The following is a 16,721-nucleotide window of genomic DNA, read 5'->3' as shown; positions in this document are numbered from 1 at the left end:
AGCGCTCTTACCGGGCCGAAGCGAGTTGAGTGAAGGCGGTGCCGAGCCACTGCTGCACGCCATGCATTGTCGCAGCAGAAGTATCGAGGAACGGTTGCGGGTACACGCCGATGTAAATCAGCAGCGCCGCCAGACCGACCACCATGATCAGTTCGCGACCATCCATGCCATGCAGCACCGCGTCCGATTTGGACGGGCCGAAGTAGGCACGGTGGATCATGATCAGCGAGTAGACCGAACCGAACACCAGACCGGACGTCGCGATGATGGTGATCCATGGCGCAGCGGCGAAGCTGCCGATCAGGATCAGGAACTCACCGACGAAGTTACCGGTACCCGGCAAGCCCAGGGATGCGGCGGCAAAGAACAGGCTGAGGGCCGGCAGGTAAGCGATCTTCGACCACAGGCCTCCCATTTCACGCATGTCGCGGGTGTGGGTGCGCTCGTACAGCTGACCACTGAGGATAAAGAGTGCTGCGGCCGACAGACCGTGCGCCAGCATCTGCATCACCGCGCCCTGCAGCGCCAGTTGGCTGCCGGAGTAGATGCCGATCAACACGAAGCCCATGTGGGAAACGGAAGAGTAGGCAATCAGACGCTTGATGTCGGTTTGTGCGAAGGCCAGGAACGCACCGTAGAAGATCCCGATCAGACCGAGGGTCATGGCGATCGGCGCAAACTCGGCCGAGGCATTCGGGAACAGCGGCAGGGCGAAACGCAGCAGACCGTAAGCAGCCGTTTTCAACAAGATACCGGCCAGGTCGACCGAACCCGCTGTCGGCGCCTGGGCGTGAGCGTCAGGCAACCAGGAGTGGAACGGCACCACGGGCAGCTTCACTGCGAAGGCGATGAAGAAGCCGAGCATCAGGATGTACTCGGTGGTCAGCGACATCTTGGTTTTCAACAGGTCGGCGTAGTTGAATGTAATCACGCCGGTGTCGTCGAAGTTGACCAGTACCAGACCCAGGATCGCCACCAGCATGATCAGACCGGAAGCCTGAGTGAAGATGAAGAACTTGGTCGCCGCGTAGATCCGGGTTTTCTTGCCGTCCGAAGAACTGTGACCCCAGAGCGCGATGAGGAAGTACATCGGCACCAGCATCATTTCCCAGAAGAAGAAGAACATGAACAGGTCGAGGGCGAGGAACACGCCGATGACACCGCCCAGGATCCACATCAGGTTCAAGTGGAAGAAGCCAACGTGACGCTGGATCTCTTTCCACGAGCAGAGTACCGAGAGGATACCCAGCAGACCGGTCAGCAGGATCATCAACAGCGACAGGCCGTCGAGGGCCAGGTGCACGCTGATGCCGAAGCGCTCGATCCAGATGTGCTTGAACTCAAGCACCCAGGTCGGGTCGGCGCCAGGCGCCGGAGCAAATGAGTAGTCACCGTGGGCCCACAGCCAGAGGCCGAGAGCGAGTTCCAGGGTCATGGTCAACAGCGCAATCCAGCGGGGGAGGGTAGCGCCGAAGCGCTCACCCATCCAGCACAGCAGGCCGCCGATGAAGGGGATCAGGATTAGCCAAGGCAGAATCATGACGGGCTCAATTCCTTTCGCAAGTTCGCAAGGTTCATATCAGACCGCTACCAGCACGATGGCGCCGATGACCAGCACGGAGCCGGCTGCCATCGATGCCGCGTACCAACGCAGTTGACCGGTTTCGGTACGGCTCAGGGCGGTGTGGCCGCCTTTGGCCATACGCGGGATCAGACCGATAGTCTGGTCGAACGGGTCTCTGCGCAGTGCGTGGCTGATCGCAAGGTATGGCTTGACGAACAGTTTGTCGTAGATCCAGTCGAAGCCCCAGGCAGCGAACCACCAGGCCGAAAGGAAGCGGCCGATGCCGCTGTTGGCGATTGCAGTGACGAAACGACGCTTGCCGAGGAACAGCAGCGCGGCCAGCAGGATACCGGCCAGGGCGATGGCGCCCGAAGCGATTTCCAGACTGTGCTTGGCTTCGCCGCCAGCATGGCCGACGCTTTGGGGCAGTACGCCGTGCAGTGGTGGAACGATCATCGCGCCAATGGCGGTAGACAATACGATCAGCACCGACAGTGGCAGCCAGTGAGCGATGCCGTGGCCGGCGTGGGCTTCGGTCTTCGCTTCACCGTGAAACGCGATGAAGATCAGGCGGAAGGTGTACAGCGACGTCATGAACGCGCCGACCAGACCTGCGTAAAGCAGACCGTGGTTGCCGCTGGCGAACGCTTCCCAGAGGATTTCGTCCTTGGAGTAGAAGCCTGCGGTGACCAGTGGCAAGGCCGACAGAGCCGCGCCGCCGACGATGAAGCTGGTGTAGGCCAGCGGCAGTTTTTTCCACAGACCGCCCATCTTGAAGATGTTCTGCTCGTGGTGGCAGGCAACGATCACCGCACCGGACGCAAGGAACAGCAGCGCCTTGAAGAAGGCGTGGGTCATCAGGTGGAAGATCGCGCCATCCCATGCGCCAACGCCCAGGGCCAGGAACATGTAGCCGATCTGGCTCATGGTCGAGTAGGCGAGGATACGTTTGATGTCGGTCTGGACCAGTGCGGCAAAACCTGCCAGAACCAGCGTGACGCCGCCAACGATGCCGACCAGGTGCAGGATGTCCGGCGCCAACGCAAACAGACCGTGAGTACGGGCGATCAGGTAGACACCGGCGGTCACCATGGTTGCGGCGTGGATCAGTGCCGAAACCGGGGTAGGACCGGCCATCGCATCCGCCAGCCAGGTTTGCAGCGGCAGTTGCGCGGATTTACCGACAGCGCCGCCCAGCAGCATCAGGGTCGCCATGACCATCCAGAAGTCACCAGCCTGGAACTTCTGAGGCGCCAGAACCAGCAGTTCCTGGATGTTCAGCGTACCCAGTTGCGCGAACAGGATGAACAGGCCGATGGCCATGAACACGTCGCCGATACGGGTCACGATGAAGGCTTTGAGTGCCGCGTTACCGTTGTTGCGGTTGCTGTAGTAGAAACCGATCAACAGGTACGAGCACAAGCCCACGCCTTCCCAACCGAAGTACAGGAACAACAGGTTATCGCCCAGCACCAGGAACAGCATGCTGGCGATAAACAGGTTGGTGTAGGCGAAAAAGCGCGAGTAACCGGCTTCACCGCGCATGTACCAGGACGCGAACAGGTGGATCAGGAAGCCGACGCCGACCACCACACCGAGCATGGTCAGGGACAGACCATCCAGGTACAGCGCGAAGTTCGGCGTGAAGCCTTCCACCGCCATCCACTGCCACAACACCTGGGTGTAGTGACCGCCTTCAGGTGGCGCGACGTTGAATTGCCAGATCACATAAGCCGTGACGATGGCCGACAAGCCGATGGAACCGACGCCAATCAGCGCCGACAGGTTTTCCGAAAAGCGGCCGCGTGAGAACGACAGCAGCAGGAAACCTATAAGAGGGAATACGAAAGTCAGATAGAGAAGATTCATCCGCGCATCTCGCTGGCAGCGTCGATATCGAGAGTGTGGAAGCGGCGATACAGCTGCAACAGAATCGCCAGGCCAATACTGGCCTCGGCGGCTGCCAGGCTGATCACCAGGATGAACATGATCTGTCCATCCGGCTGACCCCAGCGGCTACCGGCAACGATGAACGCCAGTGCGGAGGCATTCATCATGACCTCCAGGCTCATCAGCACGAAGAGAATGTTGCGGCGGACCATCAGGCCGACCAGACCGAGGCAGAACAAGATGCCGGCGACCGCCAGACCATGCTCCAAAGGGATAGCAGGCATCGTCATTGCTCCTTGGCTTCGTTGCGGCCCAAGTGGAACGCCGTGACGGCTGCAGCAAGCAGCAGCATCGAGGCGAGTTCGACCACCAGCAGATAAGGGCCGAACAGGCTGATGCCCACGGCCTTGGCGTCTACGGTGGTGTGGCCGATGGCCTGGCCGCTGGCGTCGCTAAACAGCACGTACAACAGTTCAACCAGCAGCAGTGTGCCGAGGGCGACCGGGCCCAGCCAGATGCCGGGCTTGAGCCAGACGCGCTCTTGCTGAACCGAGGCCGGGCCCAGGTTCAGCATCATCACCACGAACACGAACAGCACCATGATGGCGCCAGCGTAGGCGATCACTTCCAGAACACCGGCAAACGGTGCGCCGAGGGCGAAGAACGTCATGGCCACGGCGATCAGCGAAATGATCAGGTAGAGCAGGGCGTGCACAGGGTTGGTGTTGGTGATCACGCGAAGCGTGGACACAACAGCGATACCCGATGCGAAATAGAAAGCGAATTCCATCTTTCTTCCTTAAGGCAGCAAGCTCTTCACGTTGATCGGCTGGGCTTCATTCTGCGCGGAGCCTTTCGGCTTCCCGGCAATCGCCATACCTGCAACACGATAGAAGTTGTAATCAGGGTTTTTGCCGGGGCCGGAGATCAACAGATCTTCTTTCTCGTAAACCAGGTCCTGACGTTTGAACTCGGCCATCTCGAAATCCGGTGTCAGCTGGATCGCGGTGGTCGGGCAGGCTTCCTCGCAGAGGCCGCAGAAAATGCAGCGCGAGAAGTTGATACGGAAAAACTCCGGGTACCAGCGACCGTCTTCGGTTTCAGCTTTCTGCAGCGAGATGCAACCGACCGGGCACGCCACGGCGCACAGGTTGCAGGCCACACAACGCTCTTCGCCGTCGGGGTCGCGAGTCAGGACGATACGTCCACGAAAGCGCGGCGGCAGGTACACGGCTTCTTCCGGGTACTGCAGCGTGTCGCGCTTGCGGAAGGCATGGCCGAAGATCATCACCAGGCTGCGAAGCTGGGTGAAGAAGCCATGCACGATGTCAAAAATGTACTTCATGATTCTCTTTCCTCACTGAGCCGCGACGGCGGGCGTGTTGAGCAACACGATCGCAGCGGTCACCAGCATGTTGACGAGGGTCAGCGGCAGGCAGAACTTCCAGCTGAAATCCATCACTTGGTCATACCGTGGGCGCGGAATCGAGGCGCGCAGCAGGATGAAGAACATGATGAAGAACGCGGTTTTCAGCGCGAACCAGATGAACGGGATCTGCGGCAGAATGCCGAACGGGCCGTGCCAGCCACCGAAGAACAAGGTCACCAGCAGCGCCGAAATCAACACGATGCCGATGTACTCGCCGACGAAGAACATGCCCCATTTCATGCCGGCGTATTCAATGTGGTAACCGTCGGCCAGTTCCTGCTCCGCTTCCGGCTGGTCGAACGGGTGACGGTGAGTCACGGCGACGCCGGCAATGAAGAAGGTCAGGAAACCGAAGATCTGCGGAATCACGAACCACAGGTTCTGCGCTTGATATTCAACGATGTCGCGCATATTGAACGAGCCGACCTGGATCACGATGCCCATCAGCGACAGGCCCATGAACACTTCGTACGACACGGTTTGCGCCGAGGCCCGCAAGCTGCCCAACAGGGCGAACTTGTTGTTACTCGACCAGCCGGCGAACAACACCGCATAGACCGACAGACCGGCCATGGCGAAGAAGAACAGGATGCCGATGTTGATATCCGCCACGCCCCAGGTCGGGGTGATCGGGATGATCGCGAAGGCAATCAACAAGGAGCTCATGGCAACCACCGGCGCCAACGTGAAGATCACTTTGTCGGCGAACGGCGGGGTCCAGTCTTCCTTGAAGAACATCTTGATCATGTCGGCCGCAATCTGGAACGCGCCGAACGGGCCAACGCGGTTCGGACCGTAACGGTCCTGCCAGAGGGCGAGCAAACGGCGCTCGACCCAGCTCAGCAGCGCGCCGCACACCACGACGGCGAGCAGAATCACGATGGCCTTGAGGACCGCGATGATCACGTCAATCACTTCAGGCGTGAACCAGGTCATTGAGCTGCCTCCTGCAGACCGTCAACGGATTTGCCGAAGATCGCTGGCGGAATGCCGGCGATACCGGCCGGCAATGCGACCAGGCCGGCACCCAGCTCTTCGCTGATGCGCAGCGGCAGACGCAAGGTCTGGCCCGCCACGTTCAAGCTGAGCAGGGCGCCGTCATTGACACCCAGGCGATCGGCTTCGGATTTGGCCAAAGCGACGTAAGCGGCCGGGATGCGTTCCTGAACCGGTGCGGCTTTGGAAGAGTTCTCTTCGCTGCCGAACAGGTGGAAGAACGGCACAACCTGCCAGGTGCCCGGAGCCGGGTTGAACGCGCGCGGAACACTGGCGAACCAGTTCAGCGAGTCACCGGTGCTTTCGATCAGGCGGGTGCCCGGGTCGCCAGCGCGGATGTGACCACCGACTTCGTCCTGGAACTTGTTCCAGGCTTGCGGCGAGTTCCAACCCGGAGACCAGGCGAATGGCACTTGCTGACGCGGTTCGACCGAGCCCGAGTAACCTTCCATGGAGAACGAGAACGCGGTGTCGTTATCCTGGGAAGTACGCGGTTCGTGCACGCTGATGTCGGCGCGCATGGCGGTGCGACCGGAGTAACGCAGCGGTTCGCGCGCCAGTTTCAGGCCTTTGATACGGAACGCGGCGGACGGCGCGGCACTGACGATGCCGGCCAGTTGCTCAGTGCTTGCAGCACACGCAGCAGTGACGTGGTCCAGCTGAGTCCAGTCGATTGGCTGGTTCAACAGGGTCGCGCGCAGGGCATGCAGCCAGCGCCAGCCTTCGTGAACGAGGATGCTCGCGTCGAGGTAAGTCGGGTCGAAGACCTGGAAGAAACGCTGGGCGCGACCTTCCTGGCTGACCAGCGTACCGTCGCCTTCAGCAAAGCTGGCGGCGGGCAGAACCAGGTGCGCGCGATCGCTGGTAGCGGTTTTCTGATGGTCCGCCACGATCACTACTTTCGCAGCATTCAGGGCAGCATCGACACGGGCTTTGTCGGTACGGGTGTACAGATCGTTTTCCAGCACGACGATGGCGTCGGCTTTGCCATCGATCACGGCTTGCAGCGCTGCGTCGACCGATTCGCCACCGAGCATGGCCAGGCCGAGGCTGTTGGCCTCTGGCACGATCAGGCTGATGGAACCATTCTTCTCGCGCAGCTTCAGCGCTTTGGCGATGTTCGCCGCCGCTTCGATCAGCGCTTTGGAACCAAGGGAAGTACCGGCGATGATCAGCGGACGTTTGGCGGCGAGCAGGGCATCGGCGATGCGCTTGGCCAGGTCCAGGGCTTCAGCGTCCAGGCCTTCAACGGCAGGCGCGCTGGCGTCGAGGGCGTGAGCCACGGCGAAACCGATGCGGGCCAGGTCGTCTGGCGCCGCGTGAACGCATTCTTCAGCGATGTCGTCGAGCTTGGTTTCAGCCAGGCTGGCAATGAACAGCGGGTTCAGAGCGTTCTGACCGATGTTCTTCACCGCGGCGTCGAGCCAAGGCTGAACGCGCATGGCGTCGGCCATGTCTTCGGCCTTGCCTTTGACCGATTGACGCAGGGACAGGGCCATGCGCGCAGCGGTCTGGGTCAGGTCTTCGCCGAGGACGAAGATGGCATCGTGGTCTTCGATGTCGCGCATGTTCGGGATCGGCAGCGGGCTGTCTTTCAGCACTTGCATGACCAGACGAATGCGTTCCAGCTCAGCGGCTTCGATACCGGAGTAGAAGTGCTCGGCGCCGACCAGTTCGCGCAACGCGTAGTTGCTTTCGAGGCTGGCACGTGGCGAACCGATACCGACGATGTTGCGACCGCGTAGCAGGTCGGCGGCTTTATCCAGCGCTTCGTCCAGCGTCAGCTTGGCGCCGTTGGCCAGCTTTGGCTGACGCGGGCGGTCTTCGCGATTGACGTAGCCGTAGCCGAAACGGCCACGGTCGCACAGGAAGTACTGGTTTACCGAACCGTTGAAACGGTTTTCGATACGACGCAGTTCACCGTAGCGCTCGCCCGGGGAGATGTTGCACCCGCTGGAGCAGCCATGGCAGATGCTCGGCGAGAACTGCATGTCCCACTTGCGGTTGTAGCGCTCGGAGTGAGTCTTGTCGGTGAACACACCGGTCGGGCAGACCTCGGTGAGGTTGCCGGAGAACTCGCTTTCCAGGGTGCCGTCTTCAACGCGACCGAAATACACGTTGTCGTGGGCGCCAAACACACCGAGGTCGGTGCCGCCGGCGTAGTCCTTATAGAAGCGCACGCAGCGGTAGCAAGCGATGCAGCGGTTCATTTCGTGGGAAATGAACGGGCCCAGTTGCTGGTTCTGGTGGGTACGCTTGGTGAAGCGATAACGGCGCTCGTTGTGGCCGGTCATCACGGTCATGTCTTGCAGGTGGCAGTGACCGCCTTCTTCACAGACAGGGCAGTCGTGAGGGTGGTTGGTCATCAGCCATTCAACGACGCTGGCGCGAAACACTTTCGCTTCTTCGTCGTCGATGGAGATCCAGCTGCCGTCGGTAGCTGGCGTCATGCACGACATGACGATCCGACCACGCTTGTCGTTCTCGTCGGTGTACTGCTTGACCGCGCACTGGCGGCAAGCGCCAATGCTGCCTAGGGCTGGGTGCCAGCAGAAATAGGGGATATCGAGGCCTAGCGACAGACATGCCTGTAACAGGTTGTCTGCCCCGTCGACTTCGAGCTCTTTGCCGTCTACGTGGATAGTGGCCATGGTTCAAAGTTCTTCGTTGGCCCGGTGTCAGCGGGCGTGGCTAATGGAATCTTGTTATCCGTGCGAATCAAAACAGCCGTTAAAGGCGTCATCGCGCGAAAAGCGAACGGCACGGACCGTTCGCTTTTTTTAAAGCGTTAAGCGCCGACTACGATCGGCCTTGCCAGAGGTGGGACGACGGCGCTGGTAGGCGCGATGCCGGCTTCGAACTCATGGCGGAAGTATTTGATTGCGCTGCCCAACGGTTCCACGGCGCCCGGTGCGTGAGCACAGAAGGTCTTGCCAGGGCCGAGGAAACCGACCAGACCCAGCAGGGTCTCGATATCGCCGGCTTGCCCTTCACCGTTCTCGATGGCGCGCAGAAGCTTGACGCTCCACGGCAAGCCGTCACGGCACGGGGTGCAGAAGCCGCAGGATTCGCGGGAGAAGAACTCTTCCATGTTGCGCAGCAGGGAAACCATGTTGACGCTGTCGTCCACCGCCATGGCCAGGCCGGTACCCATACGGGTGCCCACCTTGGCGATGCCGCCGGCATACATTTGTGCGTCGAGGTGTTCCGGCAACAGGAAGCCGGTACCGGCGCCGCCTGGCTGCCAGCACTTGAGTTTGTAACCGTCGCGCATGCCGCCGGCGTAGTCTTCAAACAACTCGCGACCGGTGACGCCGAACGGCAATTCCCACAGGCCCGGGTTCTTGACCTTGCCGGAGAAGCCCATGAGCTTGGTGCCCATGTCTTCACTGCCTTCGCGCGCCAACGATTTGTACCAGTCCACGCCGTCGGCAATGATCGCCGGCACGTTGCACAGGGTTTCAACGTTGTTCACGCAGGTCGGCTTGCCCCACACGCCAACGGCGGCCGGGAAGGGCGGCTTGGAGCGCGGGTTGGCGCGGCGGCCTTCGAGGGAGTTGATCAGTGCGGTTTCTTCACCGCAGATGTAACGCCCGGCGCCGGTGTGGACGAACAGCTCGAAATCGAAGCCGCTGCCCAGGATGTTTTTACCCAGCAGGCCTGCAGCCTTGGCTTCTTCCACGGCACGGTTCAGGTGCTTGGCGGCGGTGGTGTATTCGCCACGCAGGAAGATGTAGCCACGGTAGGTTTTCAGCGCGCGAGCACTGATCAGCATGCCTTCGATCAGCAGATGGGGCAGTTGCTCCATCAGCATGCGGTCTTTCCAGGTGTTCGGTTCCATCTCGTCCGCGTTGCACAGCAGGTAGCGGATGTTGATGGATTCGTCTTTCGGCATCAGGCCCCACTTAACGCCCGTGGGGAAGCCTGCACCGCCGCGACCTTTAAGGCCGGCGTCTTTCACGGTCTGGACGATGTCGTCCTGTGCCATGTCGGCGAAGGCTTTGCGCGCCGCCGCGTAACCGTTCTTGGCCTGGTACTCGTCGAGCCAGACAGCTTCGCCGTCGTCACGCAGACGCCAGGTGAGCGGGTGAGTCTCGGCCGACCGCTTGATGCGGTTGGCAGGACCGAAGGAAGTCAGGGTCATACGTAGCCCTCGAGCAATTTGGCAACGCCGGCAGGCTGCACATCACCGAAAGTGTCGTCGTCGATCATCAAAGCCGGCGCCTTGTCACAGTTGCCGAGGCAGCAGACCGGCAGCAGGGTGAAACGACCGTCGGCGGTGGTCTGACCCAGGCCGATGCCCAGATTGCTCTGGATTTCGCTGACAACGGATTCGTGGCCGCCGATGTAGCAAACCATGCTGTCGCAGACGCGGATGATGTGACGGCCAACCGGCTGACGGAAGATCTGGCTATAAAAAGTAGCCACGCCTTCAACGTCGCTGGCCGGAATGCCGAGGATCTCGCCGATGGCGTAGAGCGCGCCGTCAGGCACCCAGCCACGTTCCTTCTGGACGATCTTCAGGGCTTCGATCGACGCCGCGCGCGGGTCTTCGTAGTGATGCAGCTCGTGCTCGATGGCCGAGCGCTCGGTTTCGCTCAGGGCGAAACGGTCTGTCTGGATAAGCGTGCTGTTCATGCTTAGCGGTCCACGTCGGCCATAACGAAATCGATACTACCCAGGTACGCAATCAAGTCCGCGACCATGCTGCCTTTGATCACCGAAGGGATCTGCTGCAGGTGCGGGAAGCTTGGGGTGCGAATCCGGGTGCGGTAGCTCATGGTGCCGCCATCGCTCGTCAGGTAATAACTGTTGATGCCCTTGGTCGCTTCGATCATCTGGAAGGATTCGTTGGCCGGCATGACCGGGCCCCACGAAACTTGCAGGAAGTGCGTGATCAGGGTCTCGATGTGCTGCAGGGTGCGCTCTTTCGGCGGCGGCGTAGTCAGCGGGTGATCCGCCTTGTACGGGCCTTCCGGCATGTTGCGCATGCACTGCTCGATGATCTTCAGGCTCTGGCGCATTTCTTCGACACGCACGATGCAACGGTCATAGGCATCGCCATTGGCCGCCAGCGGTACTTCGAATTCGAAGTTCTCGTAGCCGGAGTACGGACGAGCCTTGCGCAGGTCGAAATCGCAACCGGTCGAACGCAGGCCAGAACCGGTGACGCCCCATTCCAGGGCCTCTTTGGTGTTGTAGGCCGCGACGCCGATGGTCCGGCCACGCAGGATGCTGTTGTCCAATGCGGCTTTCTGGTATTCGTCCAGACGCTTTGGCATCCACTCGATGAAGTCCTTCACCAGTTTTTCCCAGCCGCGCGGCAGGTCGTGAGCGACGCCACCGATGCGGTACCAGGCCGGGTGCAGACGGAAACCGGTGATGGCTTCGATCACCGTGTACGCCTTCTGACGGTCGGTGAACGTGAAGAACACCGGGGTCATGGCGCCGACGTCCTGGATGTAAGTCCCCAGGAACAGCAGGTGGCTGGTGATCCGGAAAAACTCGGCCATCATGATGCGGATGACGTCGACCTTCTCAGGTACTTTGATGCCGGCCAGCTTCTCGACCGAGAGCACGTACGGCAGGTTGTTCATCACGCCGCCGAGGTAGTCGATACGGTCGGTGTACGGAATGAAACTGTGCCAGGACTGACGCTCGGCCATCTTCTCGGCACCACGGTGGTGGTAACCGACGTCCGGCACACAGTCGACGATCTCTTCACCATCCAGCTGCAGAATGATGCGGAACGCACCGTGCGCGGAAGGGTGGTTAGGGCCGAGGTTGAGGAACATGTAGTCCTCGTTCGCACCGGACCGCTTCATGCCCCAGTCTTCAGGCTTGAAGCGCGCGGCTTCTTCCTCAAGCTGTTGCTTTGCCAGCGTCAGGCTGAACGGGTCGAACTCGGTGGCACGAGCCGGGAAGTCCTTGCGCAGCGGGTGACCTTCCCAGGTCGGCGGCATCATGATGCGGGTCAGGTGCGGGTGACCGGCAAAGTTGATGCCGTACATGTCCCACACTTCACGCTCGTACCAGTTGGCGTTCGGCCAGATACCGGTCACGGTCGGCACGCTAAGGTCGCTCTCGGACAAGGCGACCTTGATCATTACGTCACTATTACGTTCGATCGACATCAAGTGATAGAACACAGTGAAGTCGGCGCCGCTTGGCAGCCCTTGACGCTTGGTGCGCAGACGCTCGTCCACGCCGTGCAGGTCATAGAGCATGACGTACGGCTTGGGCAGGTTGCGCAGGAAGGTCAGGACTTCGACGAGTTTGGCGCGGGCAACCCAAAGCACCGGCATGCCGGTGCGGGTAGGCTGGGCGGTGAATGCCTCGGGGCCAAAACGTTTATTCAGTTCGACGACCACATCCTGGTCGTCTGCCTTATAAGGCGGGATGTACAGAGCACTGCCTGTAGTCATGGTTATTTATCGCTTTCGGTCAACGTAAAGAATGAAGCCAGTTTCTCGTTCTATAAAAGAAGCAGAGCTGGATCAGACTTCGTCGGGGCTGCGCAGGTTGGTGACTGCGATTCGCTGTTCGCGGCGCTGTTCCTTTTGCGAAGGCATCTCGGCGCGGTACACGCCTTGATCGCCGACGACCCAGGAAAGCGGACGACGCTCCTGTCCAATCGACTCCTGCAACAGCATCAAGCCTTGCAGAAAAGCTTCAGGGCGGGGCGGGCAGCCAGGCACGTAGACGTCCACGGGCAGGAACTTGTCCACCCCTTGAACGACGGAGTAGATGTCGTACATGCCACCGGAGTTGGCGCACGAACCCATGGAAATAACCCATTTAGGTTCGAGCATTTGCTCGTAGAGACGCTGAATGATCGGCGCCATCTTGATGAAGCAGGTACCGGCGATAACCATGAAATCCGCCTGACGCGGCGATGCCCGGATAACCTCGGCGCCAAAGCGCGCGATGTCGTGGGGCGCCGTGAAGGCGGTGGTCATTTCCACGTAGCAGCACGAAAGACCGAAGTTATACGGCCACAGGGAGTTCTTGCGCCCCCAGTTGATCGTGCCGTTAAGCACGTCTTCGAGCTTGCCCATGAAAATGTTTTTGTGAACTTGATCTTCTAACGGATCGGAAACGGTTTCCCGCTCGCCAATCGGATACTGCTCGTTAGGAGCATCGGGGTCGATCCTGGTGAGATTGTATTGCATTGCCAAAGCCTCATTGTTTCAGCTTCGCCTGCCGCTTGCGACGAGCTTCCGGAGCCCAGTCAAGGGCGCCCACTCGGAACAGGTAGACAAGACCTGCCAACAGAATTGCTATGAAAACGAGAGCTTCGACGAATCCGGTCCAGCCGCTTTCGCGGACGGACACAGACCAGGCAAAGAGAAAAAGGGCTTCGATATCGAAGATCACGAAAAGCATCGCGACCAGATAGAATTTGGCTGAGAGCCGTAAGCGGGCGCCACCTGTAGGTAGCATGCCGGACTCGAACGGTTCGTTTTTGCTGCGTCCCCAGGCTTTTGACCCGAGGAGGCTGGAGACGCCGAGCATGAAGGCGCAAAGGCCGACGACGCCCAGAAGGAAAATGGCAAAGCCCCAGTTGTGGGCCATGAGTCCTGTCGCTTCGGGCATGCTGGTAATCCTTAACAGAGAGCAAAGGTCTCTGAGCTTGAAAAGAAACAAAGCAGTGACGATATGTCGCAGCAATCAATCCCGCTGATTTTATGGCACAACACCGTGCAAGTAAAATTCAGATAGCGAAATTATTTATAGGAATAAGGACATAGCGCACCTCCAAAGCCCCGCAGCCCATGCGTTGCGGGCATTAGCCGGGATTTCATCAAATATGTTTTGTAGGGAATGTAACGAACATAGTTTTGGCCAAATGATAATCAATATTGTTTGCGGCGGTTTTTTAACTGTTTTACGGGTGAGCACTTGGGAAGTTGTCATATAGGCGCGTTATTGCAAGTAGCGAGCAGTACGGTTTTACCTTGTTTTCCTGATCGAGAAGCTGCTCCGGATCAATGATTTTTTTTGGGTTGCCTGATCCATGTGGGAGCGGCGGTGTTGATTAAATCGCGGGCAAAAAAACGCCCCGAACCAGTCGGGGCGTCAGTTGTGCGACGTTGCGGTTAGCTTTCTATCCGGTCCGCAACGGCCGTTTGCTCAGGCGAATCAGATCAGTGGAACTGCTCTTCTTCAGTCGAACCGGTCAGTGCGGTTACCGACGACGAGCCACCTTGAATCACAGTGGTCATGTCGTCGAAGTAGCCGGTGCCCACTTCCTGCTGGTGAGCCACGAAGGTGTAACCCTTGGCAGCGTCAGCGAACTCTTGCTCTTGCAGCTTCACGTAGGCAGTCATGTCGTTACGGGCGTAGTCGTGCGCCAGGTTGAACATGCTGTGCCACATGTTGTGAATGCCGGCCAGAGTGATGAACTGGTGCTTGTAACCCATGGCGGACAGTTCGCGCTGGAACTTGGCGATGGTCGCGTCGTCCAGGTTTTTCTTCCAGTTGAAGGAAGGCGAGCAGTTGTACGACAGCAGTTGGTCCGGGTATTCCTTTTTGATCGCTTCGGCGAAGCGACGAGCCTCGTCCAGATCCGGCTTGGCGGTTTCGCACCAGATCAGGTCGGCGTACGGCGCGTAGGCCAGGCCGCGGGAGATTGCCTGGTCGAGACCAGCGCGCACTTTGTAGAAACCTTCCTGAGTACGTTCGCCAGTCACGAACTCTTTGTCGTACGGGTCGCAATCGGAAGTCAGCAGGTCAGCCGCGTTAGCGTCGGTACGGGCCAGAATGATGGTCGGCGTACCGGCAACGTCAGCAGCCAGGCGAGCAGCGGTCAGCTTCTGTACAGCTTCCTGGGTAGGAACCAGTACCTTGCCGCCCATGTGGCCGCATTTTTTCACGGAAGCCAGTTGGTCTTCGAAGTGAACGCCGGCGGCGCCTGCTTCGATCATGCTCTTCATCAGCTCGTAAGCGTTCAGTACGCCGCCGAAACCGGCTTCGGCGTCAGCCACGATCGGCGCGAAGTAGTCGATGTAACCTTCGTCGCCCGGGCCTTTGCCGGCTTTCCACTGGATCTGGTCGGCACGACGGAACGAGTTGTTGATGCGCTTGACCACGGTTGGAACCGAGTCCACCGGGTACAGCGACTGGTCCGGGTACATCGATTCGGCGGAGTTGTTGTCCGCAGCGACTTGCCAGCCCGACAGGTAGATCGCCTGGATACCGGCTTTAACTTGTTGCACAGCCTGGCCGCCGGTCAGGGCGCCCATGCAGTTGACGAAATCTTTCTCAGGACGGAAGGACGGCTTGGCGCCTTGGGTCACCAGGTTCCAAAGCTTCTCGGCGCCCAATTTTGCAAAGGTGTGCTCAGGTTGAACCGAGCCACGCAGGCGGACGACGTCAGCAGCGGAGTAAGCGCGTGTCACGCCTTTCCAGCGTGGGTTTTCAGCCCAATCTTTTTCGAGGGCTGCAATTTGCTGTTCGCGTGTCAGTGCCATGGAGATAAACCTCGTCGCGTCTTTTACGGAAAGTTGTTCTGCGGTGGAAAATTCATGCGCTCGCTGACCAGAAGCTTAGATGGTCAAGTCGGATTCGGCGGGGATGGCGACGGGATGAACGATGGGCTCGAGGGGAAGTGAGCAGGTAAGGGCGAACTGGCGAGCGCATTCGGGCGTCGTGGGCCTTGGTACGAACTTCAGTGTGGAGCCGGGTTACCTAATTACGCTTCCGTCCCTCGGGACAACTTCGTTCCAGTCGGCAACCTCGTCAAACACACCTTGTGGGCGGTACAGACACGAAGCGGCTCGCGGGGTAGGTGCGAACGGCGCCTCGAAGGCCCTTGCCAGGGCCCCTGATTAGCGGGAGCGAGGCCATCATGCCTTTGCTTTTTTGTATCGTCAAACGTTTTGTAGTGCTTTTTTTCAAGCACTACATCTTTGGTCTAATACGACTAATCAGTCAGTTTTCGGTGGTTTAGTCCAAAGTATCGACTTTCACCCGCAGGGTCATGTCGTCCCGTCCCTGAGTCGAGTAGCTGCGGGTCTGGCCCTGTTTGTCGGCCTGTGTCTGGCGATTCACGCCAGCCAGGGTGATCCACTCCCCAACCCGGCCCGTGACAGTTGTGTCGGTACTTTGCACATTCACTACATCGGGACGTTCCTGGCTGATGCGGTCACGGTTTGTGCTGATCGCCAGGTGCACGATGTCGCCGGTGATGCTGGCGGTGACGTAGAAACCCTGGGTGACGTTACGGTATTCGGTCTGGCTTCGCAGGTCGCCGTAAGAGTCGGTCTGAGTGCTGGTCAGCGGCACGCTCTGGCCGACCTGGATCAGGGCCGGTGCGCCTTCGCTGGCCTGAATCTGTTGGATCCCGCCGTCGCGGCTGTCGGTGCTGCGATTGATGATGCGGGTCTGATTCGGTTTGGCACCGTTCACCGAATAACCCTGATCGCCCTGGAAGTTGTTTTCATTGGTGTCGACGGTGATCAGCAGGCGTTTGGGTTGGGTGTCGAGTTGCGCAATCAGGGCTTTAAGTTCGTCGACCTTGCGCTGATCAGCATTGACAATTAACTGATTGCCGTAGGCGCTGACCTGGCCATCCTTGCCGATGAAATCCTGTGCCATTGGCAGCATGTCGGCGCTGGTGTGGTAGTTCAGGGGCACGATCTCGGTGGCGGCCATGACCGAAAAACTGCAGGCCATCAGCAGCGTGGTGAGCAGGGTGCGTAGGGACATATCCGTTATCTCCGACATCTTGAAGTGTTGATATTGCCAGTTTGTCGGCCCGGCGGGGGGCAAGTTGAATCGTAGACAGCAAAACGCCCCGGCATCCGAAGATAGCGGGGCGTTTTGTGGTGTTCTTCAGGG

Annotated in this window: 14 protein-coding genes; all 14 read right to left on the bottom strand. The window is 59.6% G+C overall.

Annotation, left to right across the window (positions count from 1 at the left end):
• Nucleotides 1–7: 7 nt before the first annotated feature.
• The 14 genes from nuoM to ACYZTX_RS20450 all read right to left on the bottom strand — a co-directional run bounded on the left by nuoM (nt 8) and on the right by ACYZTX_RS20450 (nt 16,589).
• Nucleotides 8–1,540 carry an NADH-quinone oxidoreductase subunit M gene (gene nuoM, locus ACYZTX_RS20515; protein ID WP_462035615.1) on the bottom strand — a complete coding sequence of 511 codons (1,533 nt, stop codon included), beginning with the start codon at nt 1,538–1,540 and terminating at the stop codon, nt 8–10.
• A 39-nt stretch (nt 1,541–1,579) separates the two neighbouring features.
• Nucleotides 1,580–3,433, bottom strand: coding sequence for an NADH-quinone oxidoreductase subunit L (gene nuoL, locus ACYZTX_RS20510; protein ID WP_462035614.1), 1,854 nt, complete (start codon nt 3,431–3,433; stop codon nt 1,580–1,582).
• Nucleotides 3,430–3,738, bottom strand: coding sequence for an NADH-quinone oxidoreductase subunit NuoK (gene nuoK, locus ACYZTX_RS20505; RefSeq protein WP_007905077.1), 309 nt, complete (start codon nt 3,736–3,738; stop codon nt 3,430–3,432). The genes nuoL and nuoK overlap by 4 nt, the downstream gene beginning before the upstream one ends.
• Nucleotides 3,739–3,740: 2 nt before the next feature.
• Nucleotides 3,741–4,244, bottom strand: a complete 504-nt coding sequence (nuoJ, locus tag ACYZTX_RS20500) for an NADH-quinone oxidoreductase subunit J (RefSeq protein WP_007905076.1) — start codon at nt 4,242–4,244, stop codon at nt 3,741–3,743.
• Nucleotides 4,245–4,253: 9 nt separating this feature from the next.
• Entirely contained in the window at nt 4,254–4,799 is a 546-nt protein-coding gene (gene nuoI / locus ACYZTX_RS20495) for an NADH-quinone oxidoreductase subunit NuoI (RefSeq protein ID WP_218244332.1), read from the bottom strand.
• 12 nt (nt 4,800–4,811) lie between these two features.
• Nucleotides 4,812–5,819, bottom strand: coding sequence for an NADH-quinone oxidoreductase subunit NuoH (gene nuoH / locus ACYZTX_RS20490; protein ID WP_131062359.1), 1,008 nt, complete (start codon nt 5,817–5,819; stop codon nt 4,812–4,814).
• Nucleotides 5,816–8,530: an NADH-quinone oxidoreductase subunit NuoG gene (nuoG, locus tag ACYZTX_RS20485; RefSeq protein WP_462035613.1), complete on the bottom strand. Its 2,715-nt coding sequence runs from the start codon at nt 8,528–8,530 to the stop codon at nt 5,816–5,818. Before nuoG ends, nuoH begins: the two co-directional genes overlap by 4 nt.
• A 137-nt stretch (nt 8,531–8,667) precedes the next feature.
• Nucleotides 8,668–10,023, bottom strand: a complete 1,356-nt coding sequence (gene nuoF / locus ACYZTX_RS20480; RefSeq protein ID WP_017339604.1) for an NADH-quinone oxidoreductase subunit NuoF — start codon at nt 10,021–10,023, stop codon at nt 8,668–8,670.
• Nucleotides 10,020–10,517 (bottom strand): NADH-quinone oxidoreductase subunit NuoE, encoded by a 498-nt coding sequence (gene nuoE / locus ACYZTX_RS20475; RefSeq protein WP_008146039.1) that lies wholly within the window; start codon nt 10,515–10,517, stop codon nt 10,020–10,022. Before nuoE ends, nuoF begins: the two co-directional genes overlap by 4 nt.
• Before the next feature lie 2 nt (nt 10,518–10,519).
• Complete coding sequence (nuoC, locus tag ACYZTX_RS20470) at nt 10,520–12,304, bottom strand: NADH-quinone oxidoreductase subunit C/D (RefSeq protein WP_462035612.1); 1,785 nt, start codon at nt 12,302–12,304, stop codon at nt 10,520–10,522.
• Between the two features lie 72 nt (nt 12,305–12,376).
• The gene (locus ACYZTX_RS20465) at nt 12,377–13,051 is read right to left on the bottom strand and encodes a NuoB/complex I 20 kDa subunit family protein (protein ID WP_008146035.1); all 675 of its coding nucleotides are present in this window, start codon (nt 13,049–13,051) and stop codon (nt 12,377–12,379) included.
• A 10-nt stretch (nt 13,052–13,061) separates the two neighbouring features.
• Nucleotides 13,062–13,475 carry an NADH-quinone oxidoreductase subunit A gene (locus ACYZTX_RS20460; protein ID WP_003223812.1) on the bottom strand — a complete coding sequence of 138 codons (414 nt, stop codon included), beginning with the start codon at nt 13,473–13,475 and terminating at the stop codon, nt 13,062–13,064.
• Nucleotides 13,476–14,026: 551 nt separating this feature from the next.
• Nucleotides 14,027–15,352 carry an isocitrate lyase gene (aceA, locus tag ACYZTX_RS20455; RefSeq protein WP_282377694.1) on the bottom strand — a complete coding sequence of 442 codons (1,326 nt, stop codon included), beginning with the start codon at nt 15,350–15,352 and terminating at the stop codon, nt 14,027–14,029.
• Between the two features lie 475 nt (nt 15,353–15,827).
• On the bottom strand, nt 15,828–16,589 hold the full coding sequence (locus tag ACYZTX_RS20450; RefSeq protein ID WP_462035611.1) for a secretin N-terminal domain-containing protein: 762 nt from the start codon (nt 16,587–16,589) through the stop codon (nt 15,828–15,830).
• Nucleotides 16,590–16,721: the final 132 nt, after the last annotated feature.

Source organism: Pseudomonas sp. MDT1-17, assembly GCF_054898105.1.
Note: the sequence above shows the minus strand (reverse complement) of the source record. Positions and strands in the feature narration are given on the sequence as shown.

What these genes read in the sequence shown, in the direction of transcription:
- nuoF (WP_017339604.1), bottom strand. Translation starts at nt 10,023, where the DNA reads ATGACCCTGACTTCCTTCGGTCCTGCCAACCGCATCAAGCGGTCGGCC.
- nuoK (WP_007905077.1), bottom strand. Translation starts at nt 3,738, where the DNA reads ATGCCTGCTATCCCTTTGGAGCATGGTCTGGCGGTCGCCGGCATCTTG.
- nuoE (WP_008146039.1), bottom strand. Translation starts at nt 10,517, where the DNA reads ATGAACAGCACGCTTATCCAGACAGACCGTTTCGCCCTGAGCGAAACC.
- nuoI (WP_218244332.1), bottom strand. Translation starts at nt 4,799, where the DNA reads ATGAAGTACATTTTTGACATCGTGCATGGCTTCTTCACCCAGCTTCGC.
- aceA (WP_282377694.1), bottom strand. Translation starts at nt 15,352, where the DNA reads ATGGCACTGACACGCGAACAGCAAATTGCAGCCCTCGAAAAAGATTGG.
- nuoG (WP_462035613.1), bottom strand. Translation starts at nt 8,530, where the DNA reads ATGGCCACTATCCACGTAGACGGCAAAGAGCTCGAAGTCGACGGGGCA.
- ACYZTX_RS20460 (WP_003223812.1), bottom strand. Translation starts at nt 13,475, where the DNA reads ATGCCCGAAGCGACAGGACTCATGGCCCACAACTGGGGCTTTGCCATT.
- nuoC (WP_462035612.1), bottom strand. Translation starts at nt 12,304, where the DNA reads ATGACTACAGGCAGTGCTCTGTACATCCCGCCTTATAAGGCAGACGAC.
- nuoH (WP_131062359.1), bottom strand. Translation starts at nt 5,819, where the DNA reads ATGACCTGGTTCACGCCTGAAGTGATTGACGTGATCATCGCGGTCCTC.
- nuoL (WP_462035614.1), bottom strand. Translation starts at nt 3,433, where the DNA reads ATGAATCTTCTCTATCTGACTTTCGTATTCCCTCTTATAGGTTTCCTG.
- nuoJ (WP_007905076.1), bottom strand. Translation starts at nt 4,244, where the DNA reads ATGGAATTCGCTTTCTATTTCGCATCGGGTATCGCTGTTGTGTCCACG.
- nuoM (WP_462035615.1), bottom strand. Translation starts at nt 1,540, where the DNA reads ATGATTCTGCCTTGGCTAATCCTGATCCCCTTCATCGGCGGCCTGCTG.
- ACYZTX_RS20450 (WP_462035611.1), bottom strand. Translation starts at nt 16,589, where the DNA reads ATGTCCCTACGCACCCTGCTCACCACGCTGCTGATGGCCTGCAGTTTT.
- ACYZTX_RS20465 (WP_008146035.1), bottom strand. Translation starts at nt 13,051, where the DNA reads ATGCAATACAATCTCACCAGGATCGACCCCGATGCTCCTAACGAGCAG.